This is a genomic window from Conexibacter stalactiti, from assembly GCF_033542075.1.
Classification (GTDB): domain Bacteria; phylum Actinomycetota; class Thermoleophilia; order Solirubrobacterales; family Solirubrobacteraceae; genus Conexibacter; species Conexibacter stalactiti.
Map to the genome: position 1 here is coordinate 31,331 of NZ_JAWSTH010000033.1, position 26,313 is coordinate 57,643.

26 protein-coding genes are annotated in these 26,313 nt (G+C 72.7%); 9 read left to right on the forward strand and 17 right to left on the reverse strand.

The annotated features are described in order from the left end of the window. Window position 1 precedes the first annotated feature (1 nt). The gene (locus R7226_RS13955) at window positions 2-1,591 is read right to left on the reverse strand and encodes an ABC transporter substrate-binding protein (RefSeq protein WP_318597782.1); all 1,590 of its coding nucleotides are present in this window, start codon (window positions 1,589-1,591) and stop codon (window positions 2-4) included. 289 nt (window positions 1,592-1,880) lie between these two features. Further along, window positions 1,881-2,618, reverse strand: coding sequence for a universal stress protein (locus R7226_RS13960; RefSeq protein ID WP_318597783.1), 738 nt, complete (start codon window positions 2,616-2,618; stop codon window positions 1,881-1,883). A 166-nt stretch (window positions 2,619-2,784) separates the two neighbouring features. Between R7226_RS13960 and R7226_RS13965 the strand changes: the two genes are divergently transcribed. From R7226_RS13965 to R7226_RS13975, 3 genes are read left to right on the forward strand one after another with little or no spacing between them, the layout of a single operon-like run. Continuing rightward, a complete protein-coding gene (locus tag R7226_RS13965) occupies window positions 2,785-4,245 on the forward strand; it encodes an APC family permease (protein WP_318597784.1) in 1,461 nt (486 codons plus the stop codon). Beyond that, complete coding sequence (locus R7226_RS13970; protein WP_318597785.1) at window positions 4,242-4,700, forward strand: hypothetical protein; 459 nt, start codon at window positions 4,242-4,244, stop codon at window positions 4,698-4,700. Before R7226_RS13965 ends, R7226_RS13970 begins: the two co-directional genes overlap by 4 nt. Further along, the gene (locus R7226_RS13975) at window positions 4,654-5,409 is read left to right on the forward strand and encodes a response regulator transcription factor (protein ID WP_318597786.1); all 756 of its coding nucleotides are present in this window, start codon (window positions 4,654-4,656) and stop codon (window positions 5,407-5,409) included. Before R7226_RS13970 ends, R7226_RS13975 begins: the two co-directional genes overlap by 47 nt. Here the strand turns inward: R7226_RS13975 and R7226_RS13980 are convergent. The 3 genes from R7226_RS13980 to R7226_RS13990 all read right to left on the reverse strand — a co-directional run bounded on the left by R7226_RS13980 (window position 5,404) and on the right by R7226_RS13990 (window position 8,408). Further along, window positions 5,404-5,784: a response regulator gene (locus R7226_RS13980; protein ID WP_318597787.1), complete on the reverse strand. Its 381-nt coding sequence runs from the start codon at window positions 5,782-5,784 to the stop codon at window positions 5,404-5,406. The genes R7226_RS13975 and R7226_RS13980 overlap by 6 nt on opposite strands. 93 nt (window positions 5,785-5,877) lie before the next feature. Next, a complete protein-coding gene (locus R7226_RS13985; RefSeq protein WP_318597788.1) occupies window positions 5,878-6,795 on the reverse strand; it encodes a sensor histidine kinase in 918 nt (305 codons plus the stop codon). 65 nt (window positions 6,796-6,860) lie between these two features. After that, on the reverse strand, window positions 6,861-8,408 hold the full coding sequence (locus tag R7226_RS13990) for an MFS transporter (RefSeq protein WP_318597789.1): 1,548 nt from the start codon (window positions 8,406-8,408) through the stop codon (window positions 6,861-6,863). A gap of 163 nt (window positions 8,409-8,571) precedes the next feature. On the opposite strand from R7226_RS13990, the gene R7226_RS13995 reads away from it, so the two are divergent. Together R7226_RS13995 and R7226_RS14000 are read left to right on the forward strand one after the other, a co-directional pair. Beyond that, a complete protein-coding gene (locus R7226_RS13995; RefSeq protein ID WP_318597791.1) occupies window positions 8,572-9,945 on the forward strand; it encodes a dipeptidase in 1,374 nt (457 codons plus the stop codon). A gap of 62 nt (window positions 9,946-10,007) precedes the next feature. After that, the gene (locus R7226_RS14000) at window positions 10,008-10,499 is read left to right on the forward strand and encodes a DUF1269 domain-containing protein (RefSeq protein WP_318597792.1); all 492 of its coding nucleotides are present in this window, start codon (window positions 10,008-10,010) and stop codon (window positions 10,497-10,499) included. Window positions 10,500-10,560: 61 nt separating this feature from the next. Here the strand turns inward: R7226_RS14000 and R7226_RS14005 are convergent, their stop codons facing one another. Further along, window positions 10,561-10,770 (reverse strand): DUF6458 family protein, encoded by a 210-nt coding sequence (locus R7226_RS14005; protein WP_318597793.1) that lies wholly within the window; start codon window positions 10,768-10,770, stop codon window positions 10,561-10,563. Between the two features lie 221 nt (window positions 10,771-10,991). Between R7226_RS14005 and R7226_RS14010 the strand changes: the two genes are divergently transcribed. Next, window positions 10,992-11,816, forward strand: a complete 825-nt coding sequence (locus R7226_RS14010) for a class II glutamine amidotransferase (RefSeq protein WP_318597794.1) — start codon at window positions 10,992-10,994, stop codon at window positions 11,814-11,816. A gap of 35 nt (window positions 11,817-11,851) precedes the next feature. Here the strand turns inward: R7226_RS14010 and R7226_RS14015 are convergent, their stop codons facing one another. The 3 genes from R7226_RS14015 to R7226_RS14025 form a co-directional block, all read right to left on the reverse strand. Beyond that, window positions 11,852-12,292: a VOC family protein gene (locus tag R7226_RS14015; RefSeq protein WP_318597795.1), complete on the reverse strand. Its 441-nt coding sequence runs from the start codon at window positions 12,290-12,292 to the stop codon at window positions 11,852-11,854. A 98-nt stretch (window positions 12,293-12,390) separates the two neighbouring features. Continuing rightward, complete coding sequence (locus R7226_RS14020; protein ID WP_318597796.1) at window positions 12,391-13,071, reverse strand: DUF899 domain-containing protein; 681 nt, start codon at window positions 13,069-13,071, stop codon at window positions 12,391-12,393. 108 nt (window positions 13,072-13,179) lie between these two features. Beyond that, entirely contained in the window at window positions 13,180-15,039 is a 1,860-nt protein-coding gene (locus R7226_RS14025; RefSeq protein WP_318597797.1) for a heavy metal translocating P-type ATPase, read from the reverse strand. Window positions 15,040-15,246: 207 nt separating this feature from the next. On the opposite strand from R7226_RS14025, the gene R7226_RS14030 reads away from it, so the two are divergent. Further along, window positions 15,247-15,693 carry a hypothetical protein gene (locus R7226_RS14030; RefSeq protein WP_318597798.1) on the forward strand — a complete coding sequence of 149 codons (447 nt, stop codon included), beginning with the start codon at window positions 15,247-15,249 and terminating at the stop codon, window positions 15,691-15,693. A gap of 9 nt (window positions 15,694-15,702) precedes the next feature. Here the strand turns inward: R7226_RS14030 and R7226_RS14035 are convergent, their stop codons facing one another. The 6 genes from R7226_RS14035 to R7226_RS14060 all read right to left on the reverse strand — a co-directional run bounded on the left by R7226_RS14035 (window position 15,703) and on the right by R7226_RS14060 (window position 22,446). Next, a complete protein-coding gene (locus R7226_RS14035) occupies window positions 15,703-16,221 on the reverse strand; it encodes a GNAT family N-acetyltransferase (protein ID WP_318597799.1) in 519 nt (172 codons plus the stop codon). Between the two features lie 21 nt (window positions 16,222-16,242). Beyond that, window positions 16,243-17,412 carry an acyl-CoA dehydrogenase family protein gene (locus R7226_RS14040; protein WP_318597800.1) on the reverse strand — a complete coding sequence of 390 codons (1,170 nt, stop codon included), beginning with the start codon at window positions 17,410-17,412 and terminating at the stop codon, window positions 16,243-16,245. A 147-nt stretch (window positions 17,413-17,559) separates the two neighbouring features. Beyond that, window positions 17,560-18,234, reverse strand: a complete 675-nt coding sequence (locus tag R7226_RS14045; RefSeq protein WP_318597801.1) for a hypothetical protein — start codon at window positions 18,232-18,234, stop codon at window positions 17,560-17,562. Window positions 18,235-18,314: 80 nt separating this feature from the next. Further along, entirely contained in the window at window positions 18,315-21,161 is a 2,847-nt protein-coding gene (locus tag R7226_RS14050; RefSeq protein ID WP_318597802.1) for a helix-turn-helix transcriptional regulator, read from the reverse strand. Window positions 21,162-21,205: 44 nt separating this feature from the next. Beyond that, complete coding sequence (locus R7226_RS14055) at window positions 21,206-22,093, reverse strand: hypothetical protein (RefSeq protein WP_318597803.1); 888 nt, start codon at window positions 22,091-22,093, stop codon at window positions 21,206-21,208. Between the two features lie 23 nt (window positions 22,094-22,116). Next, window positions 22,117-22,446: a VOC family protein gene (locus R7226_RS14060; protein WP_318597804.1), complete on the reverse strand. Its 330-nt coding sequence runs from the start codon at window positions 22,444-22,446 to the stop codon at window positions 22,117-22,119. Between R7226_RS14060 and R7226_RS14065 the strand changes: the two genes are divergently transcribed. After that, window positions 22,445-23,413 carry a helix-turn-helix transcriptional regulator gene (locus R7226_RS14065; protein WP_318597805.1) on the forward strand — a complete coding sequence of 323 codons (969 nt, stop codon included), beginning with the start codon at window positions 22,445-22,447 and terminating at the stop codon, window positions 23,411-23,413. The genes R7226_RS14060 and R7226_RS14065 overlap by 2 nt on opposite strands. Window positions 23,414-23,427: 14 nt before the next feature. Here the strand turns inward: R7226_RS14065 and R7226_RS14070 are convergent, their stop codons facing one another. Together R7226_RS14070 and R7226_RS14075 are read right to left on the reverse strand one after the other, a co-directional pair. Next, window positions 23,428-24,246, reverse strand: a complete 819-nt coding sequence (locus R7226_RS14070; RefSeq protein ID WP_318597806.1) for a serine hydrolase — start codon at window positions 24,244-24,246, stop codon at window positions 23,428-23,430. After that, window positions 24,243-25,208, reverse strand: a complete 966-nt coding sequence (locus tag R7226_RS14075; RefSeq protein ID WP_318597807.1) for a LysR family transcriptional regulator — start codon at window positions 25,206-25,208, stop codon at window positions 24,243-24,245. The genes R7226_RS14070 and R7226_RS14075 overlap by 4 nt, the downstream gene beginning before the upstream one ends. A gap of 108 nt (window positions 25,209-25,316) precedes the next feature. On the opposite strand from R7226_RS14075, the gene R7226_RS14080 reads away from it, so the two are divergent. Next, a partial coding sequence (locus R7226_RS14080) for an MFS transporter (RefSeq protein ID WP_318597808.1) occupies window positions 25,317-26,313 on the forward strand: 997 nt, incomplete at its 3' end.

Sequence of the window (26,313 nt, forward strand, 5' to 3'; positions counted from 1 at the left end):
CTCAGTCGGTGGGCTTGATCTCGGGCGTGTAGACGACGCTGCGCTCCGGCGTCGCGACGACGCCGGCGACGTCGTCGCTGTGGACGACCACGAGCGGAGCGGCGAAGACGGGCGCGTACCAGGCGTCGTCGACGGTGACGGCCTGCATGCTGCGCGCGATCGCGGGCGCCTGCTCGCCGCTGGCCGCGTCGAGCCGTGCGTCGAGCGCGTCAAGCCGCGGGCTGGTCGCTCTGAACGGGTTGAACAGCGCCGCATCGGGACCCCACAGCAGCTGGTAGTCGATCGCTGCCGGCACCCGTCCGAAGCTGAGCGTCGCCGCCGGGTATCTGCCGCTGGAGAGGCCCTTCACGTACTCGTCGTTGGTGGCCTTCACGTCCAGCTCGAGCTCGATGCCGACCTTCTCCAGCTGGCCGGCGAGCGCCTGCGCCATCTGGTCCTGACCGACCGCGGCGAGCGAGAGGACCGGCAGGCTGAAGCCGTCCGGGTAGCCGGCATCGGCCAGCAGCGCTCTCGCCTTGGCGAGGTCGTACGGGTAGCGCTGCTCGAGCGCGGCGTCGTAGCTGTCGTCGCCGGGAACGGCCATCTGCACCGTCGGGCGCGCGTGGCCGGAGCCGAGCGCTTCCGCGATCGCTCTGCGGTCGATCGCGTGATTGATCGCCTGGCGGACGCGCACGTCGGCCAGGGGCTTCGCGACTCTGCCGTCGCGGTCCATCAGCGACAGCGACATCAGCAGGGTCAGCGGATCGACGTATCTGAGGCCGGCGCTCTCAGCCGCCGCGATGTTGGAGATCGGCTGATCCTTGGCGACCTGCACCTGGCCGGTCTTGAGCGCCTGCAGCGCAGCGGTCGGATTCGAGATCGTCTTGATCACGACCTCGTCCCAGTGCTGCGCCGCTCTGTTCCAGTAGTGCGGGTTGCGGACGTAGGTGTAGTGGTCCCGCGCGACCGTCTTGGCCGGGTCGAGCATGTACGGCCCGGCGCCGTCGGTCTTGGTGGCGAGGGTCCCGGCGGCGACGGCTCTGGGGCTGCCGATCATCCCCATCTCGAGCACCTGGCTGAAGACCAGCTCGAGCAGCGGAGTGGGCGAGGAGAACCGCAGCGTGAGCGCCAGCGGGCCCGTGACGTCGACGGACTCGAGCGAGCCGAGATAGGTCGGGCCGCGTCCTCCGGGCAGTCTCATCGCATGCTCGATCCAGGTCTTGACCGCTCTGGCGTCGAGCGGCGTGCCGTCGCTGAATCTGACGCCTCTGCGCAGGGTGATGGCGAAGCTCTCGTTGCGCGGCCCGTATCTCCAGCTCGTCGCCAGCCCGGGCTGGAAGCTGCCGTCGGCAGCCTGCACGATCAGCGGGTCGTAGGCGAGGTTGAAGTAGTCGCCGTGCTCGTTGGCGCCCGTCGCGGGGTCGAGGCTCGGGGGAAAGCCCGGGGTCGCGATCGTCAGCGTCCGGTCTCCGCCGGCGCCGCTGGTCGTCGCGGTCGTGCCGTCACCGCAGCCGGACACGGCCGCAGCCGCGAGCGCTGCGGCGAGCGTGCCGGCGGCGCGGGCGCGCAACAGGCGCCGCATCAGGCGGCCGCCTCTCGATTCACTTCGCATTCTGCCTCTCTCCTCTGTGCCTGCTCGGCGTGCGCCGGCACCGGTGGGGGTTCCGGTGATGCCCGGAACTCGCGCGTGCGGGCAGGCCGACGCCGACGTTTCGACGCCTCCGCCGCGACCCGCGCGAGAACCTCCTGTACCTGCAATGTGTATTCGATGACACATCCGGTGTCAACTGAAATTTCACTCCGTGCCACAGCACCGGCAGAGGTGACTGGACGTCGGTGAACAGCCGCGGCAACCCTGACGGTGCGATGAGCGCCGCCGGGTTATGTCAAGCCGACGGCGCTCATCGGTCGCTGGCCTCCTCGGCTGGGCGCGGCACCACCATCAGCGAGCACGGCGCGTCGCGCATCAGCCGCTCGGCGATGCTGCCGATCACGACGCGCGAGCGCCGCCCCCAGTGACGTGAGCCCACGACGACGAGGTCGGCCGCCGCGGCTGCCAGCGCCAGCTCGGTGTCGGGATCGCCGAGGCGCACCTCCCCGGCGGTGAGCACGTTCAGCTGCGCGCCGAGTGTCCGGGCCAGCCCACGGGCCGCGGTCAGCGCGGCGTCGCTCTCGACGCCGCCGTCGATCCCGACGAGGATGCGGCGGACCGCGAACGGCTCATGGTGCACGCCGGTCGCCGCGATCGCGACCGCGCACGGAGCGTCGTGGATGACCTGCCGGGCGCACTGTCCGGCGCGGACGTGCCCGCGCGGCGCGTGCGTGGAGCCGAGCACGATCAGGTCCGCGTGCTCCTCGCGCGCCGTCCGCCGCAGCGCGCGCGCCGGCGAGAGGTCGCTCAGCGGACGGGTGATCCCGCGCGGGGCGAGCTCGGCGCGCGTGGTGAGGAGCATCCGCTCGATCTCCTCCAGCGGTCTCATCTGCGGTCCGAGCAGCAAGGGAAGCGGCAGCAAGGTCTCCTGCCACACCCCGGTCAGCAGCACCTCCGCATCGGTGCCGGCGGCGAGCGCCACCGCGAGCGCGGCGGCGTCCTTGCCGCCGTCGCAGCCGTCGACACCGGTCACGATCAAGTTCCTCATCACTCCCCCTTCCGGGGTTCAGCGGCATCAGGACGAGTCTCCCCTTCCTGCGCGAGAGCGTCTCCACGATATGTCCGCGTCGAGGTCGGGCAGTCGTGCGCGCACCCATCGCGGGCGCATGCACGCCACCTCGACGCCGCTGCTGGGGCACGGAAGAGTCGCCGCCATGGCCTCCATGGACATTCCCGCCGATCGACCGGCTGCCGCCCCGGCGGCGAAGCTGGTCATCGCCAAGCCGACGTACATCACCTGGCTGACGCTGGCGTTCATGACCACGGCCTCGGTCGCGAGCCTGCGCAGCGCCCCGACGATGGCGATCTACGGCCTCGCGTGCGTGTTCCTGTACATCGTGCCGGCGATCATCTTCCTGATCCCGCAGGCGCTCGTGGCGGCCGAGCTGGCGTCGGGCTGGAGCGGCGGCGTCTATCGCTGGGTCAGCGAGGGGCTCTCGGCGAAGTGGGGCCTGCTCGCCGTCTGGTGTCAGTTCGCGATGACGATCTTCTACTACCCGACGCTGCTGGGGTTCGTCGCGAGCACGCTGGCCTACGTCTTCAATCCCGATCTGGCGACCAACGGCGTCTACACCGGCGTCGTGATCGTGATCGTCTTCTGGGCCGGTGTGCTCATGTCGGCGCACGGCGGCGTCGGCGGGATCGCCAAGCTCGCCTCCAGCGGCCTGCTCGTCGGCACGCTGATCCCCGGTGCGCTGCTGGTGATCCTCGGCATCATCTACCTCGCGCAGGGCAACGCCTCGGCCGCGCCGATGAACGCCGACCACCTGATCCCGCAGTGGACGGGGATCGCCAGCCTCGTGCTGATCGTCAACAACTTCCTCTCCTACTCGGGGATGGAGATGAACGCCGTCCACGTCGGCTCGCTGCGCAACCCCCGCGGCGAGTTCCCGCGCGCGATGTTCTTCGCCTGCGCGCTGGTGCTGTTGATCTTCATCCTGCCGGCGCTCGCGATCAGCTGGGTGATCCCGTCCCAGGAGCTGAGCCTGACCGCCGGCGTGATGCAGGCGTTCGACGGCTTCTTCGCCTACTTCGGCCTGCAGATCCTGGTCCCGATCGTGGCGATCGCGCTCGTCTGCGCCTCGCTCGGCGGGATGCTCACATGGCTGTCGGGCCCCTCGAAGGGACTGTTGATGATCGCCCAGAGAGAGGGCTACCTGCCGCCGTACTTCCAGCGCCAGAACGACCACGAGGTGGCGGTCAACATCCTCGTCATCCAGGGCGCCGTGACGACCGTGATCGCGCTGCTCTACGCGCTGATCCCGTCGGTCTCCAGCGCCTATTGGATCCTGTCGGTGATGACGACGCAGGTCTACCTCGTCGTCTACCTGCTGATGTTCGTCGCCGCGCGGCGCCTGCGCAGAACCCAGCCGAACGTCGAGCGCGGCTACCGCGCGCCGGCGCTCGCCTTCCTCTGCGTCGTCGGCTTCGTCGCCTCCGCCGCGGCGATCGTGATCGGATTCGTGCCGCCGTCGCAGTTCGAGAGCGGCAGCACCGTCGCGTACGTCGCGGTCATCGCTGCCGGGACCGGGCTGATCGGCTTGTTGCCACCGTGGCTGTTCCTGCGGCTGCGCAAGCCGAGCTGGAAGCAGGCCCAGCCGGAGGTGACGTCATGAGCGCCTCCACCCCACCCCAGCCGTCAGCGTCCGGCGACGACTTCCGCTTCATCTACTGGTTCGTCGGCGGGGTGCTGCTGATCCTCGTCGTGATCGGCCTGATCACCTACAGCGGCCAGAAGGACGACGCCGCCGCGCAGGCGAAGGCGCAGGAGCTGACGCAGAAGTTCGAGCGGGCCGGCCTGCCGGTCCCGGCCGATCAGGACATCATCGTCAAGTCGCTCGGGACCGACGGCGGCGCCGTCTGCGACAACCCGGCCAACGCGCTCGGCCGCGCGCTCTTCAACAGCCAGCTGACCAACGGCGCGGCGTTCGTCGGGCAGCGCCCGGTCATCGCCGACCGCCGTGTGCTCGTCGGGCAGGCGCTGATCCTCGACACCTACTGTCCCGAGGAGCTGCAGGAGTTCCGTGACAAGCTCGGCGACTACAAGGTCGACGACACGATCGAGCAGTAACCGCTTGACTGCGGCCGGCGACCTGCTCGATAGTCGGCCGATGACGCTCCGCGTCGTCATCGCCGACGACAGCTCGATCATCCGCACGGCGCTGGAGCATGTGCTGGAGGGATCGCCGTCGCTCGAGGTCGTCGGTCTCTGCGGCGATCGCGACGAGGTGCTGCGCGCCGTCGAGGAGCTCGCTCCCGACGTCGTCGTGACGGACGTGCGCATGCCGCCGGCGCTGACCGACGAGGGTGTGCAGGTCGCGACGCAGCTGCGCCGGACCCATCCCCGGGTCGGCGTCGTCGTGTTGAGCCAATACGCCGAGCCGCGCTACGGGATCGCGCTGCTGGACGCCGGCGCGGACGGCCGCGGCTACCTGCTCAAGGAACGGGTGCAGAGCCGCGGGCAACTGGTGGCGGCGATCGAGACGGTCGCGCGCGGCGGCTCGGTCATCGACTCGCGACTGGTCGAGCGGATGATCGCCGAGCGTCGGCGCATCGCCTGTTCGCCGCTGGCGCAGCTGACGACGCGGGAGACGGAGATCCTCGCGTTGGTCGCGCGCGGGTGCAGCAACCAGGCGATCGCCGACGAGCTTGCGGTGAGCAAGCGTGCGGTCGAGAAGCACATCCACGCGATCTTCCTGAAGTTCGGGATCGCGCACGAGCAAGACGTCAGCCAGCGCGTCAAGGCGGCGCTGATCTATCTCGCCGAGCAGCCATCATGAGGCGTGGTGCGACTCCCACGTTCGGCGGAGCGTCTGCGCGGAGAGGTCCTGCTTGCGCAGATGGGCGACGACGCCGATCGCCTGCAGCGGCTCGGTGAGCAGCTCGGGCACCTCGCCGATCGAGATCAGCACGACCGTCGACTGCAGCTCCATCCGCATCAGCCGGCGCGCGGTCTCGATCCCGTCCATCCCCGGCATCCGGATGTCGAGCAGGACGAGGTCGGGCAGCAGCTCGGCGGCCAGCCGCAGCGCCTCCGGCCCTGAGGCCGCCTCGCCGACCAGCTCGAAGTCGGGCGTCGCGTCGAGCAGCCGCCGCGCCGTGCGGCGGAAGACCTCCTGGTCGTCGACGGCGAGCACGGTGACCGCGCCGCTCATGGTCGCTTCTCCTCCGTTGCGGAGCCTGTCAGCCTGCCGGACGCGGCCGCACCCGGCAAGGGCGGAACCATGCCGACGGTGGTGGTGCGCGCCCTACCGGACGGCGCGCGCGGGAACACGCATCCGCACCACGCAACCGCCGCGCGGACGCGGCGCGATCTCGATGCCGCCATCGACGGCCACCAGTCGCTCGCGCATGTTCGCGATCCCGTGCCCCGGCACGATCTGCGGCATGCGCGCGCCGTCATCGAGCACCTCGACCGACAGCCCGCCGTCGTGCTCGCCGCTGAGCGTGATCGTCACCTGCCGTGCGCCGACAGCGTGCTTGCAGGCGTTCTGGACCGCTTCCAGAACGCAGAAGTAGACGGCGCTCTCGACCTCGGTCGGATGCCGCCCGATCCCGTGGTCGCGCACCCGCACCGGCAGCGCGGCGCGAACGGTCTCGGCGCGCAGCGCCTCGGACAGACCACGATCGGCCAGCAGCGGCGGGTAGACGCCGTGCGCGAGCGCTCGCAGCTCGTCGAGCGCCTCGTCGACCTCGTGCTCCAGCTCGCGCAACCGCTCGCGGGCGGTGTGCGGATCGCGTTCGACCAGCTCCTCGGCGAGCTCCAGCTCGATCCGCAACGCGACCAGCCGCTGTTGCGCGCCGTCGTGCAGATCGCGCTCGATCCGCCGCCGCTCGCGCTCGGCGCCGGCAGCGATTCGCGCGCGAGAGCGGCGCAGCTCGCCCGTCGACTGCGCGGCAGCGGCAGCGAGCCACCGCTGCTCGGCTGTGAGCGCGCGCACGGTGCACCGCTCGGCGTGCAACAGCCGGGCAAGTCCGGCCAGGGCGACGAGCGCGGCGGCGGCGACCAGCATCAGCGACGCTCTCCACGCCCCCACGAGCAGCAGCCACGTGACGACGACGACGAGCGCGGCGGCCAACGCGGTGGCGAGCAAGCGCTGGGCCGGCCGCGGCAGGGTCCAGGCGCGAAGCACCTCCCTGCGCGTCTGGGGAACGCTGATCGTCATCAGCCGCAGCCACCTTCCTTCGTGGTGTCAGCGTAACCAAACCAGATTTCTTGAGTGTTGAGGCGTCATCGTTGACGCGCCCGGTTTCGAGCGCCGTGATGCCATCGCCCGTGCGACCCTTTCGGCGTCATGTCGCTTGCCTGCCGTGTCGGGAGCGTGTGGACGGCGACGGCGGCCGCGGCGGCGCGGTCGACGGTGCGGGCGCGGGCGGGGCGGTGACGTCCGTAGAGGAGCGCGAGCGCGATTCCGAGCGCGGAGGCGATCGTCATCAGCAGCGCCGAGCGGGCGACGCCGTCGACGAGCGCGTCGGTGCGCGCGGCGCCGTCGGCGGAGGCGGCTGCCGAGCCGTAGATCGTGGCCGCCGCTGCTGTCACGAGCGCGGCGCCGACGTAGCGGGCCATGTTCGAGACGCCGGATGCGGAGCCGACCTGGTTCTGCGGCACCGTCGCGGTCGAGGCCGACGAGGCGCAGCCGTTTGAAAGCCCCATCCCGAGCGCGATCGCGATCAGCGGCAGCACGAACATCCCGTACGCCCACGAGCCGGTCACGAAGACCAGCGCGGCGAAACCGACGGTCGTGATCGCGAAGCCGAGCCCGATCGTCTGACGCGACCCGATGCGGGTCGCGAGATCGCTGACGAACGGCGAGACGACGATCAGGCCGACCGTCGCCGGCAGCGTCGCGAGGCCGGCATCCAGCGGGCTCATGCCAAGCCCGGCCGGATCCTGGAAGTAGAGGCTGACGACGTACATCAGGCCGTTGATCGTGCCGGCGCCGATCAGGATCGCCAGCGTCGCGCCGACGAGCACCTTGTTGCGCAGCAGCGCCAGGTCGAGCAGCGGAGCCCGCACCCGCCGCTCGACCGCGACGAAGCCGGCGCCGGCGGCGATCGAGACGGCGAAGCAGCCGAGCGTCAGCGCGGACCCCCACCCCCAGTCCGGTCCGCGCGTGAGCGCGAGCACGAACGGCACCAGCGTCGTTGCGACCAGCAGCGTGCCGGCGAGGTCGATCGTGTGCGGCCGCTCGGGATCGCGCGACTCGGGCACGGTCGCCAACGTCAGCGGGATGCAGGCCGCTGCGATCGCGGCGTCGATCCAGAACAGCCCCTGCCAGCCGGTCGTGTCGACGAGCGCGCCGCCGACGAGCGGGCCCGCGGCGGCGCCGACGGCGGAGGCGGCGCCCCAGATCGAGACGGCGCGCATCTGCGCCGCGCCGCTGGCGCCGACCGACAGCAGGCTCATGCCGCAGGCGAGCAGCGTCGAGCCGGCGGCGCCCTGGATCATGCGGCCAGCGATCACGCCCGCGCCGCTGCCCGCGAGCGCGATCAGCACACAGGAGGCGACGAACAGCAGCAGCGCGGCGACGAAGACCTTGCGGCGCCCGGCGATGTCGCCGAGCACGCCACCGGTCACGATCACCGCTGCGCCGACGAGCGAGTAGCCCGTGACGGCCCACTGCAGCGTCGTCGTCGAGGTGCCGACGTCGGCGCTGATCGCCGGCAGCAGGATGCTGACCGCGGAGGTGTTGGCGTTGACGACGAGCGTCGAGACGCAGGTCGCCGCCAGCACTCCGCGCCCGGCGGGCGTGCCGCCCTCAGGAAGGTGAACGGGCATCACCCGGGAGCTGAACAGAGCACGCCGCGTCCGGCACTGATGCCAGCACCACCCGCACGCTCGTGCACAGACCATCGACACGACCGCGCACGGGCGTGGAGAGTGGCCTACGACGTTGAGTCGGGTCGCCGTGGGCGGCGACGAGATCGACAGGAGGGCAGTGATGGCCGCGAGCGAGATCGCTTCGTCGGAGGAGTTGCGCGCCGCGATCGGGGCGCTGATGAGCCGCGCTCGAAGCGACCTCGCGGAGCTGGTCGCGTTCCGCTCCGTCGCCGATCCCAGACAGTACCCCCGCGAGGAATGCGACAAGGCCGCGGCGTGGGTCGTCGAGGCGTTCACCGACGCGGGGCTGCACGACGTGACGACGTCGCCGACGCCGGATGGAAGCCTCGCCGTCCACGGCCACGCGCCCGGCCCGTCCGGCAGCCCGACGGTGTTGCTCTACTGCCACTACGACGTGCAGCCGCCGCTGGGCGAGGCGGCGTGGAGATCGCCGATCTGGGAGCTGACCGAGCGCGACGGGCGCTGGTACGGCCGTGGCGCCGCCGACTGCAAGGGCAACATCGTGATGCACCTCACCGCCCTGCGCGCGCTGCAGCAGCACGGCGGCCTGCCGTGCGGCGTGAAGCTGATCTGCGAGGGCTCCGAGGAGCAGGGCACCGGCGGACTGGAGGCGTTCGTGCCGCCGAACGCCGAGCTGCTCAGAGCGGATGCGATCCTCGTCGTCGACACCGGCAACTTCGCCGTCGGCGTGCCGACGCTGACGACGACGCTGCGCGGCATGACGAGCGTCGACGTGAGACTGACCGCGCTCGCCAGCGCGATGCACTCCGGCATGTTCGGCGGCCCAGCGCCCGACCCGGTGCTCGGCCTGATCCAGCTGCTCGCGACGCTCCACGACGCCGACGGCAACACGACCGTCGACGGCCTCGACGCGAGCCAGAGATGGACCGGCGTCGACTACCCGGCCGAGCAGTTCCGCGCCGACGCCAACGTCCTCGAAGGCGTCGAGCTGATGGGCGACGGCGCCGCCGCCGACCTGCTGTGGGCGCGGCCGTCGGCGACCGTGCTCGGCATCGACGTGCCGCCGGTGGTCGGCTCCTCCGCCGCGATACAGGCGAGCGCCGCCGCCCGCGTGAGCCTGCGAATCCCGCCCGGCGTCGAGGGCAGAGCCGCGCAGGACGCGCTCGTCGCTCACCTGCGGGCGCGCGTGCCGTGGGGGCTGCACTGCGAGATCGAGCGCGTCGCCGTCGGCGACCCGTTCGTCGGGACACTCGACGGCCCCGCCTTCGAGGCGATGAAGGTCTCGATGGAGGAGGCGTTCGGCCACCCGATGACGACCGAGGGCCAGGGCGGCTCGATTCCGCTCTGCAACGTCTTCGCCGAGACCTTCCCCGACGCCGAGATCATGCTGCTCGGCGTCGAGGAGCCGAAGTGCCTGATCCACGCCCCCAACGAGAGCGTCGACCCGCGCGAGATCGAGCACACCGCGCTCGCCGAGGCGCTCTTTCTGAAGCGCTACGCGGCGGCGAGCTGACGGCGCGCTCCCGCGACCCCGATCCGTTCCGACTCCACCACCACACCGACAGGAGAGATGCGATGGCCACGCTCACCGTTTGGAGATTCGACGATGCGGCCGGCGCCGAGCGCGCCGTCACGACCGTCGAGCAGCTGCAGCGGCAGGAGCTGATCCAGCTCCACGACGCCGCCACCGTCACCTGGGAGGCCGGAAAGAAGAAGCCGAAGACCCGCCACCTCGCCGACATGACCGGGCGAGGCGCGCTCGGCGGCGCCTTCTGGGGCTTCCTCTTCGGCCTGATCTTCTTCATCCCGGTCCTCGGGCTGGCCGTCGGCGCCGCCGCCGGCGCGATCGGCGGCTCGCTTGCCCACGTCGGCATCGACAAGGACTTCATCGAGAGAGTCCGCGCGGAGGTCAGACCCGGCAGCTCCGCTCTCTTCCTGCTCACCTCCGGCGCCGTCGCCGACCGCGTCCACGACGCCTTCGAGGGCTCGCACGCCCAGCTGATCGAGACGAACCTCTCCGAGAGCGACGAGCAGGCGCTGCGCGAGGCATTCGCCGACGAGGCGTGAGGCGATGCCCCGCCGACTCGACCAGACCCTCGTCGTGATCGCGCTGCAGCCGTGAACGATCTCAGTAGTCGGCCGGCCCGCGCCCGCCGGGCGGTGGCGTCCGCCGGCCGGCCATGAACGTCATGATCAGGCCGAGGACCAGACCGAGGGCGCCGCCGATCATCAGGATCAGTCCGACGACCTGCAGGTCGATGCCCGCGACCTCCGCGGTGATCGCGAAGCGCAGGATCGCGCCGACGATGATGAGGAACAGGCTTGCGCCGATCGTCATGTGCGGAGCCTACATCCGCCGGACCGCGCTGAGGAAGTACCTGCACGAAGCCGCGAAGGGTGCATGCCCCCTTGTCAGCGCTCGAGCACGCCGACGATCATCGCAACGCGTCCGCGAACTGGAGATCAGCCGACATGGTGCACCAACCCGCGATGATCGTCCCGATCCTCGAACGTCCCGACGCGCAAGCCGCTCCCGGGCAGTGAGCGATGTGTCGCTGGATGGCATGGTTCGGGCAGCCGGTGCTGATCGACGAGCTGCTGTTCCAGACGAAGCACGGGATCGTCGACCAGAGCCTGCACGCGCGCATGGGTGCCGAGCCGACCAACGGCGACGGCTTCGGGCTCGGCTGGTACGACGATGGTGGCGAGCCGGCGCTGTACCGCAGCGAGGCGCCGGCGTGGTCGGACGCGAACCTGCGGGAGCTCGCCGCGCACGTCACCTCGCACGCGTTCCTCGTGCACGTCCGCGCCGCGATCGGCTCGCCCGTCCAGCAGACCAACTGCCACCCGTTCCGCCATGGCAGATGGCTGTTCGTCCACAACGGCTACGTCGCCGACTTCCCGCACCTGCGCCGCGACCTGATGCTCGCGCTCGACCCCGACCGCTTCGCCGCCGTCCACGGCTCGACCGACACCGAGGTGCTCTTCCAGCTCGCCCTCACGCACGGACTCGAGGACGACCCGATCACGGCGCTGGAGCGCACCGTCGGCCTCGTCGAGCAGACCGCCCGACGGCGCGGCTGCGACTGCCTGGTGCAGGCGAGCTTCGGCGTCTGTGACGGCTCCACGCTGTGGGCCGTCCGTTACGCGACCGAGGGCCCGCCGCGCTCCCTGTTCACCACCGCCGGCGTCGAGACCGTCCGCCGCCTCTACCCCACCGACCACCGGCTCGCCCGCCTCCTCCCCGGCGACCGACTGATCGTCTCCGAGCCGTTCTCCGACCTGCCCGGGCTCTGGCACGAGATCCCGCCGAACACGTCGGTGTCGTTCGAGCACCGCGGCGAGCTGCGCGACCAGCGACCGTTTCAGCCGATCGCTCCGTAGCCCGACGCGCGCGACGCGCCCAGCTGAGGCGACGATCAGCCGATCTTCTGTGCCAGCTCGACGATGATCCCTGCCGGGCCGCGCACGTAGCAGAGCCAATAGCTGTTCCCGTAGTTCTCGAGCTCGCCGACCAGCTCGGCGCCATGTGGTCGCAGGGCGGCGAGGGATGCCTCGATGTCATCGACGGCGAAGAGGATGTGGCGGATGCCCGGGGCGTTGGCGGGCGCCGGCTGCCCGGTGTCGCCCTCGTACGAGGGCGAGTGGTACTTGGCCAGCTCGAGCTTGCTGCTGCCATCCGGGGTCCGCAGGATCACGACATCCGCCCGCACGCCGTCGAGCCCGTTGATCCGGTCCACCGAGCCGCCCTCGACGGACGCCTTGCCCTCCACCTCGAGCCCGAGTGCGGTGAAGTACGCGGTCGCCGCCGCGAGATCGTCGACGACGATGCCGACGTGCTCCAGGCGCTGGACGGTCATGAACGGCCTCCGGCCAGCTCCTGCGGCGCTTCGGTGTTCTCTTGCGGGTCCATGACGTTCCTCTCTCAATGGGGATGCCTGCGACGTGGGCGAACACGTCAGAGCGTGTGGTCGTACGTGTCGTGCCAGCCGCCCCAGGTGTACGGCGGGGTCTGCGGCCAGCCCTCTGGCGAGTCCTCCCACTGCTCCTGGCGGCCGTACGGGGTGATGTCGAGGAAGTTCCAGGTCGACCCGAGCGCCTCGTCGCCACGGGCGTCGATGAAGTACGTGCGGTAGACCTCGTCGCCGTCGCGCAGGAACACGTTCGTGCCGTGCCACTCCGCGACGTCGTGGTCGGCGTCGAAGTCGTCGCGCAGCGTGTACCACGGGAACTCCCAGCCCATCTGCTCGCGATAGCGCTGCAGGTGCTCCTGCTCGCCGCGGCTGACGGCGACGAAGCGGGTGTCGCGCTCGCGCAGGTGCAGCAGGTTGCTCAACTGGTCGGCGTACATCGAGCAGCCGGGGCAGCCGCGCTCCGGGTAGACGTCCATGTCCGGATCCATGAAGAAGCGGTACACGACGAGCTGGCGGCTGCCGTCGAAGAGGTCGAGCAACGTTGCGTCTCCGCCGCCGGGCGCGGTGAAGCGATAGTCCTTGTCCACGTGGATCATCGGCATGCGGCGGCGCTCGGCCGCAAGCGCGTCACGCGCGCGGGTGTGCGCCTTCTCCTTCGTGAGCAGCGCCTCGCGCGCGGCGCGCCACTGCTCAGGGGTGACGATGTCGGGCTTGGCGATGCTCATCGAGTCCTCCAGATGGTTGTCGTGGCGATGCTCGGCATGGAGCCCTTCACCTGGTGAGCGGAGCCGACCGGCGGTTCTCGACATCGAATCGCTCACCTGCCGCGCGCGTCATGGCCGCAGCGCTCGCAGCGCGTTGAGGATCACGCCGACGTCGATGACCTCCTGCAGCAGCGCGCCCGCGACCGGCGGCAGGTAGCCGAACGCCGCCACGACCATCGCCGCGACGCTGAGGCCGATCCCGACGAGCACGCTCTGGCGCGCGATCCGCATCGTGCGCCGGCCGATCCGCACGGCCTCCGCGACGCGGTCGACGCGGTCGACGGTGATGACCGCGTCGGCGGCCTCGCTGGAAACGGTGCGGCTCTCCCCCGCGAGCGCGATTCCGACGTCGGCGAGCGCCAGCGCCGGCGCGTCGTTGACGCCGTCGCCGACCATCACCACCGGCCGCAGCTCCGGGTGCTCGCGCGCCGCCCGCACGACCGCCAGCTTCTGCTGCGGCGTCTGCTCGGCGTAGACGCGATCGAGCCCGACCTGCTCGGCGACCTGATCGGCAACCTCCGCGACGTCGCCCGTCACCATCGCGACCTGCCGCACACCGGCCGCGTGCAGCTGCGCCACCAGGTTCGCGGCGTCCGGACGCGGGCGGTCGGCCATCACCAGGACGCCCGCGAGCCGCTGGTCGACGCCGACGTGGACGAGGGCGCGGCCGCCGGCGGCATCGAGCGGCGCGCCCATCGCGGAGCCGTTCGCCGCGGCGAAGCCCTGCCGCAGCAGCCACCGCTTGCCGCCGACGCCGACGCGGTGGCCGTCGACCCGCGCGACGATCCCGTCGCCCGGCTGTTCGCGAGCGTCGCGCGGCGTCGTCAACGAGAGCCCGCGCCGCTCGGCGTCGTGGACGATCCCCTCCGCCAGGACGTGGGCCGAGAGCTGGTCGACGGAGGCGGCGAGCGCGAGCAGGTCGTCACCGTCGCGGCCGTCGAAGGCGACGATCCGCTCGACCGCCGGTCGCCCGCGCGTCAGCGTGCCGGTCTTGTCGAGCAGGACCGTGCGGGCGCTGCCGAGCCGCTCCAGCGCGGTGCCGCCCTTGAGCACGATCCCGGCGCTCGCGGCTCGCGACAGGCCGGAGACGAGCGCGATCGGTGCGGCGAGGATCAACGGACAGGGCGTCGCGACGACGAGCACGGCGAGCGCGCGGATCGCCTCGCCGCTGAGCGCCCACGCCAGCCCCGCGAGCGCGAGCGTGATCGGCAGGAAGATCACGGCGTAGCGGTCGGCGAGGCGCGTGAACGGCGGCTTCTCCGACTGCGCCCGCTCGACCAGCCGCACCAGCGCCGCGTAGGAGCTGTCGGCCGCACCGCGGCTCGCGCGCAGCTCGAACGCGTCGCCGGCGTTGGCGGTGCCGCTGCGGACCTTGACCCCGCGCTCACCGGCGATCGGCAGCGACTCGCCCGTGATCGAGGAGGCGTCGATCGAGGCGCGCTCGCTCAGCAGCACACCGTCGACCGGGATCAGCTCGCCGGCGCGCACCAGCAGCACGTCACCGGGCGCCACCGACGCGACGTCGACCTCCTCCCAGTCGTCGCCGTCGCGGCGATGCGCCACCTGAGGCGCCCGGCGCAGCAGCGCCGTCAGCTCGCGACGGGCGCGCCCATCGGCATACGCCTCCAGCGCGTTCCCGCCGGCCAGCATCACCGCGACCACCGAGCCTGCGAGCAGCTCCCCGCCGATCAGCGCACCGGCCATCGCCAACAGCGCGATCAGGTCGACCCCGAGGTCGCCGTGCGACAACGCGCGCACCACTGACCACGTCAGCGGCACCAGCGTCGCGACGAGCGTGATCCGCCACAGCCAGTCCCCGGCATCCGGGGCGCCCGCGAGGTGGCACGCGCCGCCCGCGAGCGTCCCGGTCAGCGCCGCGACGGCGATCAGCTCTTTGGAGTGCTCCTCTGCCCACCTGTTCAGCGGCATCAGGACGAGTCTCCCCCTCTTCCCGCTCGGCCATCTGCTCCCCCGCACCGCCGCGGGAGAGCTGTTGCGGCAAACCACTGAGGCGAACCCGTCGAGCGGTTCGCGACCGACTTCGCCGCGCGCGTCGGCGCGGCGCCCGCCGACGACCCCGCGATTCCGCCAATAATGTGACGCGACCATCGAACATCAGTTAGGATTTTCGGTGTAATGGATGGCAAGGCGCCTCGAACGAAGCTCCGCGTCGTCGTGGTGCTGCTCGCGATGGCGGCGCTCGCGGTCGGCGGCTGCGGCGGCGACTCCGACGAGGAGCAGGCGCAGGCCGCGGTCTGCGACGCCCGCGACGACATCGCCCAGCAGGTGGGCGAGCTCGCGAACCTGACGCTCACCACCGCGACCGTCGATCAGGTCCGCAACAACCTGGAGACGATTCAGGACGACCTCACGACGATCTCCGACAACCGCTCCGAGCTGTCCGACGACCGACGCCAAGAGGTCGAGACCGCGACCACGAGATTCACCGACGAGGTGCGCGACGTCGTCAGCACGCTCGGAAGAAGCCTCTCCCTGAGCGACGCGAGAACACAGCTGAGCACGGCGTTGACCCAGCTCGGAAGCGCCTACAGATCAACGCTGGCACAGGTGCAGTGCGACTGAAGCTACGCGTTAGCCGCCGCGGAGGTCGTCGAGCCGACGGTACATGACGAACGCGTCGACCTCCTCGCCGTGCAGCATGAACGCACCGGGCAGGCGGCCGACCGTCTCGAAGCCGAGCGATCTCCAGAGCGCGACCGCGCGCTCGTTGGCGCTGACGACGAGGTTGAACTGCATCGCCCGGTAGCCCAGCTCGGCCGCCGCTTGCAGCGCGTGCTCGCAGAGCGCGCGACCTACGCCGCGACCGCCGGCGTCGGGCGCCACGACGAACGAGCCGTTCGCGACGTGGGCGCCCTGGCCGGGCTGGTTGGGCATCACACGTGACGAGCCGACAACCACGCCGTCACGCTCGGCGACCCAGGCCCGCGCCGGCGGCGCCGTCCACCCGGCCAGCGCCGCTTCGCGCGAGATGTCAGTCGGGTAGGCGTACGTCTCGCCGGCCGAGAAGACGGCCTGCAGGATCGCCCACAACGCGTCAGCGTCATCCGAGCGGCACGGCCGAATCGTGATGTCAGCGGCGCGGGCCGGCATCCATCGACCGTAGCGAACCGGTCACAACCCCATCGAGCGGCCGACCAGCTCCTTCATGATCTCGTTGGTGCCCGCGTAGATGCGGTTGACGCGGGCGTCGGCCCAGATCTCGCTGATCTTGTACTCGGTCGTGTAGCCGTAGCCGCCGAACAGCTGGACGCCGGCGTCGGCGACCTCGCAGAGCAGGTCGGTGGTCCAGTACTTGGCCATCGCCGCCTCCTGCACGGTGCAGGTGCCCTCGACGAATCTGCCGATCGTGCGGTCCATCCAGCAGCGCGAGATCGCGACCTTCGTCTGCAGCTCGGCGAGCACGAAGCGGGAGTTCTGGAACGTGCCGATCGGGCGGCCGAAGGCCTTGCGCTCTCTGACGTACTCGAGCGTCATGTCGAGCGCGGCCTCAGCGCCGGCCATCGAGCTGACCGCGAGGCCGAGCCGCTCGGGGATCAGGTGTGACATCAGCTGCGCGAAGCCCGTCCCCTCCTCCCCGAGCATGTTCTCGGCAGGGACCTGGCAGTCGTTGAAGAACAGCTCGGCGGTGTCATTGGCGTGCTGGCCGCGCTTGTGGATCTGCTTGCCGCGCTCGAACCCCTCCATGCCGCGCTCGATGACGAACATCGACAGACCCTTGTGCGGGTCGTCGCTCGTGCGCACGGCGGTGACGACGAGGTCGGCGTTGATGCCGTTGGAGATGAAGGTCTTGGCGCCGTTGATCACGTAGCCGTCGCCGTCGCGCTTGGCGCGCGTCGCGATCGCCGCGAGGTCCGAGCCGGTGCCGGGCTCGGTCATCGCCAGCGCGAGGATCTTCTCCCCCGATGCGGTGCCCGGAAGCCAGCGCTGCCGCTGCTCGTCGTCGGCGGCGGCGAGCACGTACGGAAGGCCGAGGTCGTTGTGGACGGTCGGCCCCATCCACGACGACTGCACGACCGCATAGGCGGCCTCCTCGGCGAGGACGGCGTTGAAGCGCCAGTCGGCCACGCCGGATCCGCCGTGCTCCTCGTCGACCGCCATCGCCAGGAAGCCGTGCTCGCCGGCCTTGGTGAACAGGTCGCGCGAGACGATGTGGTTCTCCTGCCACTGCTCGTGGTGCGGGACGACCTCGGCCTGCAGGAAGCGCCGGAAGCTCTCGCGGTAGTCGTCGTGCACGTCTTCGAACAGCGGGCGCCGCGCGCTGGGAGCGGGGATGATCGACATGTCGGTCCTTCGCGTCGGTGCGCCGGCGAGACGTCACTCGCCGACGACGCGCGACCGTTCGCGCGCGGGCATACGGTAATGCGCACCTCCCCGTGCGGGCGCCGGCCGGCGCGGCCGGCATCGCGATCGCGCCGGCCGCGCCGCTCGCTACAGCGTGCTGCAGCCCGTGCGAACGGGCTTGCGGACGGACCAGCGCCCGGAGGTCATGTCCTTGGCGCGGAAGTACCCGTTCGGCGCGCCGTTGCAGACCAGTCGACTCGTCCGGAAGATCGCGACGCCGGCGAGGTGTCCCGAGGTGGCGCGGGCGTTCAGGTACCACCACGCGATCGGCTTGGGGTTGCCGCTGCGGTACAGCCCCAGGTACGTTCGGCCGACGTTCACGTTGCTGACGAACACCACGTGGCGCAGGACGCCGTCACCCGTCGGCGCCCACGTCATCAGCCGCGCCAGGACGGAGTTGCGGCGGCTCGTGGCCAAGGCGTTGTCGATCTTCGTCTGGGTGCGGGTCGCGACCGGGACGCAGACGAGGTCGCTCGGACGCGCCTCGCGCCAGACGAACGGCGAGATGCACGTGCGTGGACCGTAGGCGCCGTTCGGGTCGATCCGCGACGCCGCCGCGGCGTTGTCGGCCCAGGTCTGGGTGCGCGTGGCGGGCGGGACGCAGACCGTGTCGCCGACGAACGCCTCGCGCCAGACGAAGCCGGCGAGGCAGGTGTCCGGGCCGTAGTCGGCGGCGACCGCCGCGCCCGGTGTGAGCAGGGACGGCGCGGACATCGCGATCGCCGTCGTCGTCGCCAGGATGAACTTCAGCGTGCTCCTCATCGGAATCGCTCTCCTATCGTCGAACCGGCCCCCCGGGGCCTGAAGGTTCGAGCGATGCTCCGCCGGACGCCGCCGCGGCGCTACGGGGCCGACCCTGGACCGCGCCCCTGGGGTTCTCCGGCGAGCGCTTCGGCCAGTCCCGGGCGACCGCCGATGTCCAGCTTGCGATAGGCGTGCGTGAGGTGCATCTCGACCGTCTTCACGGTCAGGAAGAGGTCCTGCGCGATGCCCGCGTTCGAGGCTCCGGCGGCTGCCATCTCCGCGATCCGTCGTTCGCTCGCGGTCAGCGAGCTCGCTCCCGTGAGCGCCTCGCGGCGCAGGCGGATCCCGCTCGCCCGCAGCTCGCTCCGCGCCAGCTCCGCCAGCGCGGCGGCGCCGCCGCGCTGCGCAAGCTCGTACCCCTCGCGCAACGGCACGCGGCTGTCGGCGCGGTGGCCCCCGCGGCGCAGGGTACCGCCGAGCGCGATCAGCGCGCGGGCGTGCTCGACGCGAGCAGGCGAGCGCTCGAGCTGGTCGACGGCGCTCCGCAGCACGTCCACCGCCTGCTCGGCGCGGCCGAGACGAGCGCCGGCGTGGAGCGCTTGGCCGATCGCGCCCGGCGTGTCCCACCGCCGCGCCAGCGTGAGCGCCTCGTCCGCGAGCGCGACGGCGGCGTCGCGCTCGCCCAGCGCATGGTGGGCTTCCGCGGCGACGACGAGGTCTCCGATCCACCCCGGGTTGACCCCGAACAGCCGGCCAGCACGGCGCCGCGCCTCCTCCCAGTCGGCGACCGCCAGCCGGGGCTCCCCGACGACGACCCGCAGCCGCATCCGTTCGAGCAGCAGCGGCGTCATCGCGGGGTCGTCGGGGAGTTCGTCATCGCCGTGCGCGGCCGCCAGCTCGCGCGCGGCCTCCTCCCCGCGACCCTGGTCGGCCAGGCATCCGATCAACGGGATCACGCCGGGCGGCCCCGCGTACAGCCATCCGCGCTCCACGCCGGCGGCGAGTGCGTCGCGCGCGTCGGCCTCGGCGACGAGCAGCCGCCCCGCACGGCGGTGGATCCCGGCGCGGTGCGTCGAGGCGATCGCGAAGTCGGCGGCGGAACCGCGACGGCGGGCGCTGTCGATCACGCGGTCGAGCAGCCGCTCGGCCGCGTCGAGCCGATCGGTCCAGCGCAGGCTCAGCGCGATGCCGACGATCACCAGCGCGGTCGCCCCCTCGCTCAGCAGCGCGTCGGCCTGCGGGGCGGCGCGCTCGGCGACGGCGGCGATCTCCGTCGCGGTCGCGCCGTCGCGGATCAGCGGCATCAGCAGGTACGCCATCACGGCGGCCTCCCCCGGCGTCGCGCCGTCGAGCCGGCGGCACTCGCGGATCGCCGCGTCCAGCTCCGGTCCGGGCGGGGCCATCAGCATGATCAGCAGGCGCAGACGCTGCGCGAGCGCACCGTCACGCGGCTCCAGCTCCGCCACCGTCGGGGCGATCAGCGGGCTGAGCGAGCGATGCGTGCGGGCGTCGTACGGGCTGGCCTGGACGAGCGCCAGCAGCGCACGCGCCCGCGTCGCCGGGTCGGGCGCGCAGCGGGCGGCCTCCTCCAGGTGGGTTGCGGCGACGCCGGTCTCGCCGGAGGCGTACTCGGCTCCGCCGAGCTCGAGCAGCAGGTCGCCGCGCACGTGCGCGACCGGCGGTTCGGCGAGCGCGCGGCGCAGCAGGCTCGTCGTCGTCCCCTGCGCGCCCCGCGCCCGCGCGCGCTCCGCGGCGAGCCGCAGCTCGACGACGACCCGCTCGTCGCCGGCCGGCGGGGCGTGCAGGAGCTGCAGCGCCACGCGCTCGGGCTCGGCGCCGCGCGCGCGCAGCAGGTCGGCGGCGCGCCGGTGCCCGTCGGCCCGCTCCGCTGTGGTGAGGTCGGCGCCGACGGCGTCGGCCACGATCGGATGACGAAAGCGCAACAGCTGGGTGTCCTCCAGCACGCCGGCCCGCACGAGCGCGCCGGCCGCCGCCGCCGCGTCGGTCATCGACAGCCGTTCAAGCGCGGCTGCCGCGTCGAGGCGGGCGTCCTCGCCGAGGATCGCCGCCGCGCGCGCGATCGCGCGCGCCGAGGGTCCCAGCCGGTCGAGCGTGGCGCGCACCATCTGCGCGACCGGCCGCGGGGCGACGCCGCGGATCCGCGCCGCCCCGCGCGCGGTGAACGGGACGCGATCGGCGTGCAGCGCGCGGATCAGCTCCGCGAGCAGGAACGGGTTGCCGCCGGTCGCGTCGTGACAGGCGCGCGCGAACGGCTCCGCGACCGCGCCGGCGTCGAGCGCTGTCAGCAGCGCCTCGACGCCCGTGACCGGGAGCGGCTGCGGCTGGACGACCTCGGTGGCCGGGTCGGCGCCGATCTCACGCAGCATGTCCGCGGCGATGCCCTGCTGCTCGTGGCGTGCGCAGACGACGAGCGCGATCGCGTGCGACTCGACGCGCCGGGCCAGGTACGCGAGGAATCGCAGCGACGGCTCGTCAGCCCAGTGGGCGTCGTCGACGGCGAGCAGCAGCGGCGCGCGATCGGCGAGGCTGGCGGTCAGCCAGTAGAGGCCGTGCAGGACGCCGACGGGCGCCGCCGCCCGCTCGCCGGGTCCCTCGAGCAGCACGCCGCGCGCGAGCCCCGCGGCGCCGGCGAACAGCCGGTCGTGGCGCTCGGCGGCGCGCACCGAGGGCTCGTAGGCCTGCCGCACCACCCCCATCGCGTACTCGCGCTCCAGCGGCGTGCCGCGCGCGTGCAGCACGGTCATCCCCTCCCCCGCCGCGCGTTCGCGGGCGACCGCGAGCAGGCGCGTCTTGCCGATCCCCGCGGGACCCTCGACCACGAGCGCCGCGCCCGTTCCCGCCGCCGCCGCGCGCAGCACCGCGTCAAGGCGCGCCAGCTCCCGCTCGCGCCCGACGACCGGCAGTGGATGGTCCCCGAACGTCACGACACAACGATATTCGGTGTCTCAGTGGCTCGTGGCCGCGCGTCTCAGACCGTCGATACGCCGCCGCGAGCGCGCGTGATGCGTTCGAGCGCCCGCGCCGCGCGCGGCATCTTCGCCATGCGCCAGACGTGTCGCTGCTCGAAGGGCCAGGCGTAGATCGGGTTGCCGTCGCGAACCAGCTCCAGCAGGCGCGCGTCTCCCAGGTCCCGTGCCGACCACTCGTAGAGGCGCTGCAGTCGCGGCACGATCACCGCGTAGTCGAGCATCCGGCCGAGACGCTGCTCGTCGGCGACGTAGCTCTCCACGTCAAGCGTCAGCGGATAGAGGTCGGGCAGCACACGGCGCAGCGAGAGGAACAGCCCGGCCACTCCGAAGCGGGGGTCGCCGAGCGGGCGGCCGAGCGGGGCCAGCCGGCCGAGGGCCAGGCGCGGCGCCCCGACGAGCGCATGCGCGTACAGGACGCGCACCAGCGCGACGTTGATGAAGAACCGCTCCGGAGCGCGTTCTGCCTCGGCGAGGGTCCGGTGCTCCAGGTAGCCGCTCACGATGCTCGCGTTGTGCGCGCGGTACCAGGAGATCCCCGTCGGCTTCGTGCTGAACGCCAGCCACAGCCGCACGGCCTGCGACGACGGCTCGCCGGCCATTCCACCGAGCAGCGCGACCGCTTCGCAGCCGTCCCGCAGCAGTCGCTCGTTCATCGCGCGCCACCAGACGCTGCCGGGCTGCGATCCGTCGAGCGGGTTGAGCACGCCGCGCTGCGCCTGCCAGCGCATGAACGACAACGCCGCCCGCCGGAACGGCCGGTGCTGCGGCGCACGGCCGGTCGGCCCGTCGAACAGCCGCGCCATCAACGCGAGTCGTGCTGCCGGATCGTCGCGCGCGGCCGAGACCTGCGCCTCGGCCGTGGCGACCGCCTGTGCTTCAGGATTCATCGCACAGGAATAGTGCCTCCTGCTCAGGCGTCGGTGGGAGCGCTCGCGACGTCGAGCACCCAGATCACGCCGAAGCGGTCCTGCAGCATGCCGTAGAGCGTCGACCACGACGCCGGCGCGAGCGGCTGCCGGACGGTCGCGCCGTCGGCGAGCTTCTCCCAGTAGGCCGTGATCTCCTCGGGGTCGTCGCCGCGGACGGAGACGAAGTGGGCGTTGTCGCCGGGGTTCCACGGCAGTGACGACGGCACGTCGTACGCCATCACGCGGAAGCCGTTCTCGGCCGTCACCTCGCCCCACATCACCTGCTCGGCCTCGGCCGGGTCCTGGACGGCGTGGGCGAGCATGTGGCGCATGTCGATCCCGACCTCCTCCCGGCTGCTGGCGCTGCTCTCGCTGCTGCAGCAGCGCCGCGAATGGTCCGGGCCGGAGCTGGCCGAGCGGCTCGACGTCGGCCCGCGGACGATCCGCCGCGACGTCGACAAGCTGCGCGGGCTCGGCTACCCGATCGAGGCCGCGCCGGGGATGGCCGGCGGCTACAGGCTCGGCGCGGGCACGCATCTCCCCCCGCTGCTGCTCGACGACGCCGAGGCCGTCGCCGTCGCGGTCGGGCTGCGCTCGGCGGCGTCGGGCTCGATCAGCGGCACCGAGGAGACGGCGCTGCGGGCGCTCGCGAAGCTCGAACAGCTGCTGCCCGGGCATCTGCGCCGGCGCGTGCGCGCGCTCGGCGACGCCACCTCGGCCTTCGGCGCCGACGCGCCGCCGATCGACGCAGACCTGCTCGCGGTGCTCGCCGGCGCCTGCCGTGACGCCGTCGGCCTGCGCTTCGCCTACGGGACCCCGGACGGCCGCGCGTCGCGTCGCCACGCCGAGCCGTGCGCGCTGGTGCACTCCGGCGCGCGCTGGTACCTCGTCGCGTTCGACCTCGACCGCGACGACTGGCGCACCTTCCGCGTCGACCGGATCGCCGGGACGCCCTCCCCCAGCGGTCGCGCTCCCCGTCGCACGGTCCCCGGCGGCGACCCCGCGGCCTTCGTGGAGACCTCGTTGAACCTGCGCGGCGAGTCGCCCGCGGTGCCCGGACGGGTGCGCGTCCACGCCCCGGCCGCCGAGGTCTCCCCGCGCGTGCCCGCGCGCTACGCCACGGTGACGCCCGAGCCGGGCGGCGGCACCTGCGTCGTGACCTCCAACGGCCGCTGGTCGCGGCAGTTCCTCGTCTGGATGACGCTGCTCGACCTGGAGATCAACGTCCTCGACCCGCCCGCGCTGGTCGCCGACGCCCGAGTGGTCGCGACGCGCCTGGCCGCGTCGGTCGACGCCTGACGGGGGAGCTGCGGCTACGCCCGCAGCGCGTCGATGCAGATGCGCGCCGCGGTGCCGATCGAGGCGTCAACCTCCGGCAGCGTCGCGGGCGCGTCGGCGGTCACCGTGAAGACGGCGGCGGCGTAGCGGGTGCCGTCGGGGTACTCGACCACGCCGACCTCGTTGCGGATGCCGGGCAGCGTGCCGGTCTTCCCGCCGACGGTGACGTCGTCGGACGGGAAGCCGGATGCGAGCCGATGCGGCCACACCTGCAGCTGCAGCAGGCGGCGCATCGTGGCGCAGGCCTCCGGCGACGCCGCCGCGTCGGTCCAGATCGCGCTCAGCAGACGCGTCATGTCGCGCGGCGTCGTCTGCGCCGGCGCCGCGGTCCCCTGCTCGATCGCGGCGAACATGTCGCGGCAGCAGCCCTCGACGGTGGTCGACGCGAGCCCGAGCCGGCGCAGTCCCTCCTGCACGGCCGGCTGGCCGACGCGGTCGTAGAGCGCGTCGGCGGCCGTGCAGTCGCTGACGCTCATCATCGCGAGCGCGAGATCGCGCAGCGACATCTCGACCGGGTCGTGCATCTGCGAGATCCCCGTGAGTCCGGCGCCGTCTCCGGTCACCGTCAGCCGCTCGCGCAGGTCGAGCGCGCCGGCGTCGGCCTGCTGGAAGAGCGCGACGAGCAGCGGCAGCTTGAAGACCGACGCCATCGCGACCGGGGCGCCGGCCTCCAGCTCGACGCCGTCCACGCCGCGGTCGACGTCGACGACGTGCAGGTGCCCGGTCGCGCCCGCGCGCTCGAAGGCGCGCCTGGCCTGCTCGGCGGCGCGCACCCGCTCCGAGGACCCGCTCACGACAGCACCCCCGAGGACGGCCGGCGGACGCTCGCGTCGTGCTGTCGCGCCGGCGCCGCGCGGCTCTCGACCCAGCCGCCCTCGTCGCGCAGCGTCGTCACGACCGCGCGCGTGAACGCGTCGACGGTGCGGCCGTCGGCACGATCGCGCCACGCCGTCGAGAGCCGCATCCGCAGCGGGCTGCCCCACAGCGGCCGCCAGACGACCTCCTCGACCGCCTGCTCGCCGTCGAAGGCGAACGCGATCGCATCGCCCGCCATCACCAGCCCGACGCCGAACTCGCGCTGGTGCGCGTGCAGCACGTCGGCCGGCACGAAGCCGTAGGCGCGGCAGGTGCCGAGCACCTCGTCGTACGCCGCCGGGCCCGCCTCGCGCGGGAACATCACGAGCGCGCGGTCGCGCAGGTCGCCGAGGTCGACCTGCTCGTGCGCGGCGAGGTCGCTGTCGGCCGGCAGCACGACGCCCAGCGGCTTCTCCAGCACGGGACCGGTGACGAGCCCGCGCGCGCCGAGCGGATGCCAGACCAGCCCGACGTCGATCGCGCCGGTCGCGAGCGCCTGCTCCTGCTCGGCGGCGAGCGCCTGCTGGATGTCGAGCCGGACCTCCGGGCAGGCCGCGCGGAAGCTGGCGAGCACGCCCGCGACCAGGCGCGCGTCGAAGTCGGGCGGCATGCCGGTGCGCAGCTCGCCGAGGCCGCCGTCGCGGACGCGGTGCATCAGCGCCCTGACCTCGTCGGCGGCGGCGAGCAGCCGCGGCGCCTCGTCGAGCAGCACCCGTCCCGCGGGGGTCAGCGCGACCTGCCGCGAGCTGCGCACGAACAGCTGCACGCCGAACTCGCGCTCGAGGCTGCGGATCCGCTGACTCAGCGGCGATTGCGCCATGTGCAGCCGGTCGGCCGCGCGGCCGAAGTGCAGTTCCTGGGCGACGGCGACGAAGTACCGGAGGTGCCGAAGCAGATCCATTCCGCCTGACCGTAGCGCCCCTCCCCCGCCCGGCGCATGCCCGTTCGCGCACATCGGCGAGACCAGATCGATCTCGATCGGCTGCCGGCGGCGGGTCATCCTGTCGGGATGCCGGACGAGCGCAGCGCTGGACTCCGCGGCGCGCTCGCGCTCCCCGGCGTCGCCCCGTTGCTGGCGGTCGCGGCGGTCGCGCGCCTGCACGTCGGCGGCATCGGGCTCGCGCTGCTGCTGCTCGTCGAGGACGACCGCGCGTCGCTGGCAAGCGCCGGGGCGGCGGTCGCGGCGCTGTCGGTCGGCGTCGGGCTGACGCGGCCGGTGCAGGGCCGGCTGATCGACCGCTGCGGCCTGCGCTGCTTCGTCGCGCTCTCGCTCCTGCACGCGTGCGTGACCGCGCTGCTGCTGGCGACCGTCGCGGCCGCCGCCCCGACCGCGGCGATCGCGGCGGCCGCCTTCCTGCTCGGCTTCTCGGCGCCGTCGATCTCGGTCGCGGTGCGCGCGGCGCTCAGCGCCCGCGTCGCGCCCGACGCGCGCGCCGCCGTGCTCGGCGCCGACACCGCGCTGCAGGACGGCGCCTTCGCGCTCGGGCCGCTGCTCGCCGGCGCGGTTGCCGTCGCGACGAGCCCGGCCGCCGCGCTCGTGGTGCTCGTCGCCGTCGGCTCCGCGGGCGCGGTCGCGATGGCGTGGCGGTTCGAGCTGCCACGCGCGGCGCCGACCCCGCCGCGCCCCTTCGCGCCCCCTGCGCTGCGCCCGATCCTCCAGCCGCTCGCGGTCTCGACCGCGCTCGGCGTCGTCTACGGCGCGCTCGCCGTCGCCGGGGTCGCGGCCGTGCTGGAGCGCGGCAGCGACGGGCTCGCGGGGCCCGCGACCGCCGCCGTCTTCGCCGGCGGTGTGCTCGGGGACCTGCTGATCGCCCCGCGCCGGCCGGATCTGCCGCTCGCCGTGCGGCTGCGTCGCCGGCTGCTCGCCCTGCTCGCGCTCGCCGCGGGGCTGGTCGCGGTCCCGGGCGGCGGCGTGCCGCTCGTCGGCGCGCTGCTGGTCGTCGGCGCGGCGCTCGCCGGGGCGTCAGTGACGGTGGTCGTCGACGTCGCGGCGCGGGCGGCGCCGG

Bases quoted from the DNA above. Each gene is read 5' to 3' on its own strand.
- R7226_RS14025 (WP_318597797.1), bottom strand. From the start codon at position 15,039: ATGCCGCTGAACAGGTGGGCAGAGGAGCACTCCAAAGAGCTGATCGCC.
- R7226_RS13995 (WP_318597791.1), top strand. From the start codon at position 8,572: ATGGCCGCGAGCGAGATCGCTTCGTCGGAGGAGTTGCGCGCCGCGATC.
- R7226_RS14040 (WP_318597800.1), bottom strand. From the start codon at position 17,412: ATGTCGATCATCCCCGCTCCCAGCGCGCGGCGCCCGCTGTTCGAAGAC.
- R7226_RS14030 (WP_318597798.1), top strand. From the start codon at position 15,247: ATGGATGGCAAGGCGCCTCGAACGAAGCTCCGCGTCGTCGTGGTGCTG.
- R7226_RS13985 (WP_318597788.1), bottom strand. From the start codon at position 6,795: ATGACGATCAGCGTTCCCCAGACGCGCAGGGAGGTGCTTCGCGCCTGG.
- R7226_RS14015 (WP_318597795.1), bottom strand. From the start codon at position 12,292: ATGACCGTCCAGCGCCTGGAGCACGTCGGCATCGTCGTCGACGATCTC.
- R7226_RS14020 (WP_318597796.1), bottom strand. From the start codon at position 13,071: ATGAGCATCGCCAAGCCCGACATCGTCACCCCTGAGCAGTGGCGCGCC.
- R7226_RS14045 (WP_318597801.1), bottom strand. From the start codon at position 18,234: ATGAGGAGCACGCTGAAGTTCATCCTGGCGACGACGACGGCGATCGCG.
- R7226_RS13955 (WP_318597782.1), bottom strand. From the start codon at position 1,591: ATGCGAAGTGAATCGAGAGGCGGCCGCCTGATGCGGCGCCTGTTGCGC.
- R7226_RS14010 (WP_318597794.1), top strand. From the start codon at position 10,992: ATGGCATGGTTCGGGCAGCCGGTGCTGATCGACGAGCTGCTGTTCCAG.
- R7226_RS14005 (WP_318597793.1), bottom strand. From the start codon at position 10,770: ATGACGATCGGCGCAAGCCTGTTCCTCATCATCGTCGGCGCGATCCTG.
- R7226_RS13970 (WP_318597785.1), top strand. From the start codon at position 4,242: ATGAGCGCCTCCACCCCACCCCAGCCGTCAGCGTCCGGCGACGACTTC.
- R7226_RS13990 (WP_318597789.1), bottom strand. From the start codon at position 8,408: ATGCCCGTTCACCTTCCTGAGGGCGGCACGCCCGCCGGGCGCGGAGTG.
- R7226_RS14000 (WP_318597792.1), top strand. From the start codon at position 10,008: ATGGCCACGCTCACCGTTTGGAGATTCGACGATGCGGCCGGCGCCGAG.
- R7226_RS13960 (WP_318597783.1), bottom strand. From the start codon at position 2,618: ATGAGGAACTTGATCGTGACCGGTGTCGACGGCTGCGACGGCGGCAAG.
- R7226_RS14055 (WP_318597803.1), bottom strand. From the start codon at position 22,093: ATGAATCCTGAAGCACAGGCGGTCGCCACGGCCGAGGCGCAGGTCTCG.
- R7226_RS14075 (WP_318597807.1), bottom strand. From the start codon at position 25,208: ATGGATCTGCTTCGGCACCTCCGGTACTTCGTCGCCGTCGCCCAGGAA.
- R7226_RS14035 (WP_318597799.1), bottom strand. From the start codon at position 16,221: ATGCCGGCCCGCGCCGCTGACATCACGATTCGGCCGTGCCGCTCGGAT.
- R7226_RS14065 (WP_318597805.1), top strand. From the start codon at position 22,445: ATGTCGATCCCGACCTCCTCCCGGCTGCTGGCGCTGCTCTCGCTGCTG.
- R7226_RS13980 (WP_318597787.1), bottom strand. From the start codon at position 5,784: ATGAGCGGCGCGGTCACCGTGCTCGCCGTCGACGACCAGGAGGTCTTC.
- R7226_RS13965 (WP_318597784.1), top strand. From the start codon at position 2,785: ATGGCCTCCATGGACATTCCCGCCGATCGACCGGCTGCCGCCCCGGCG.
- R7226_RS14060 (WP_318597804.1), bottom strand. From the start codon at position 22,446: ATGCGCCACATGCTCGCCCACGCCGTCCAGGACCCGGCCGAGGCCGAG.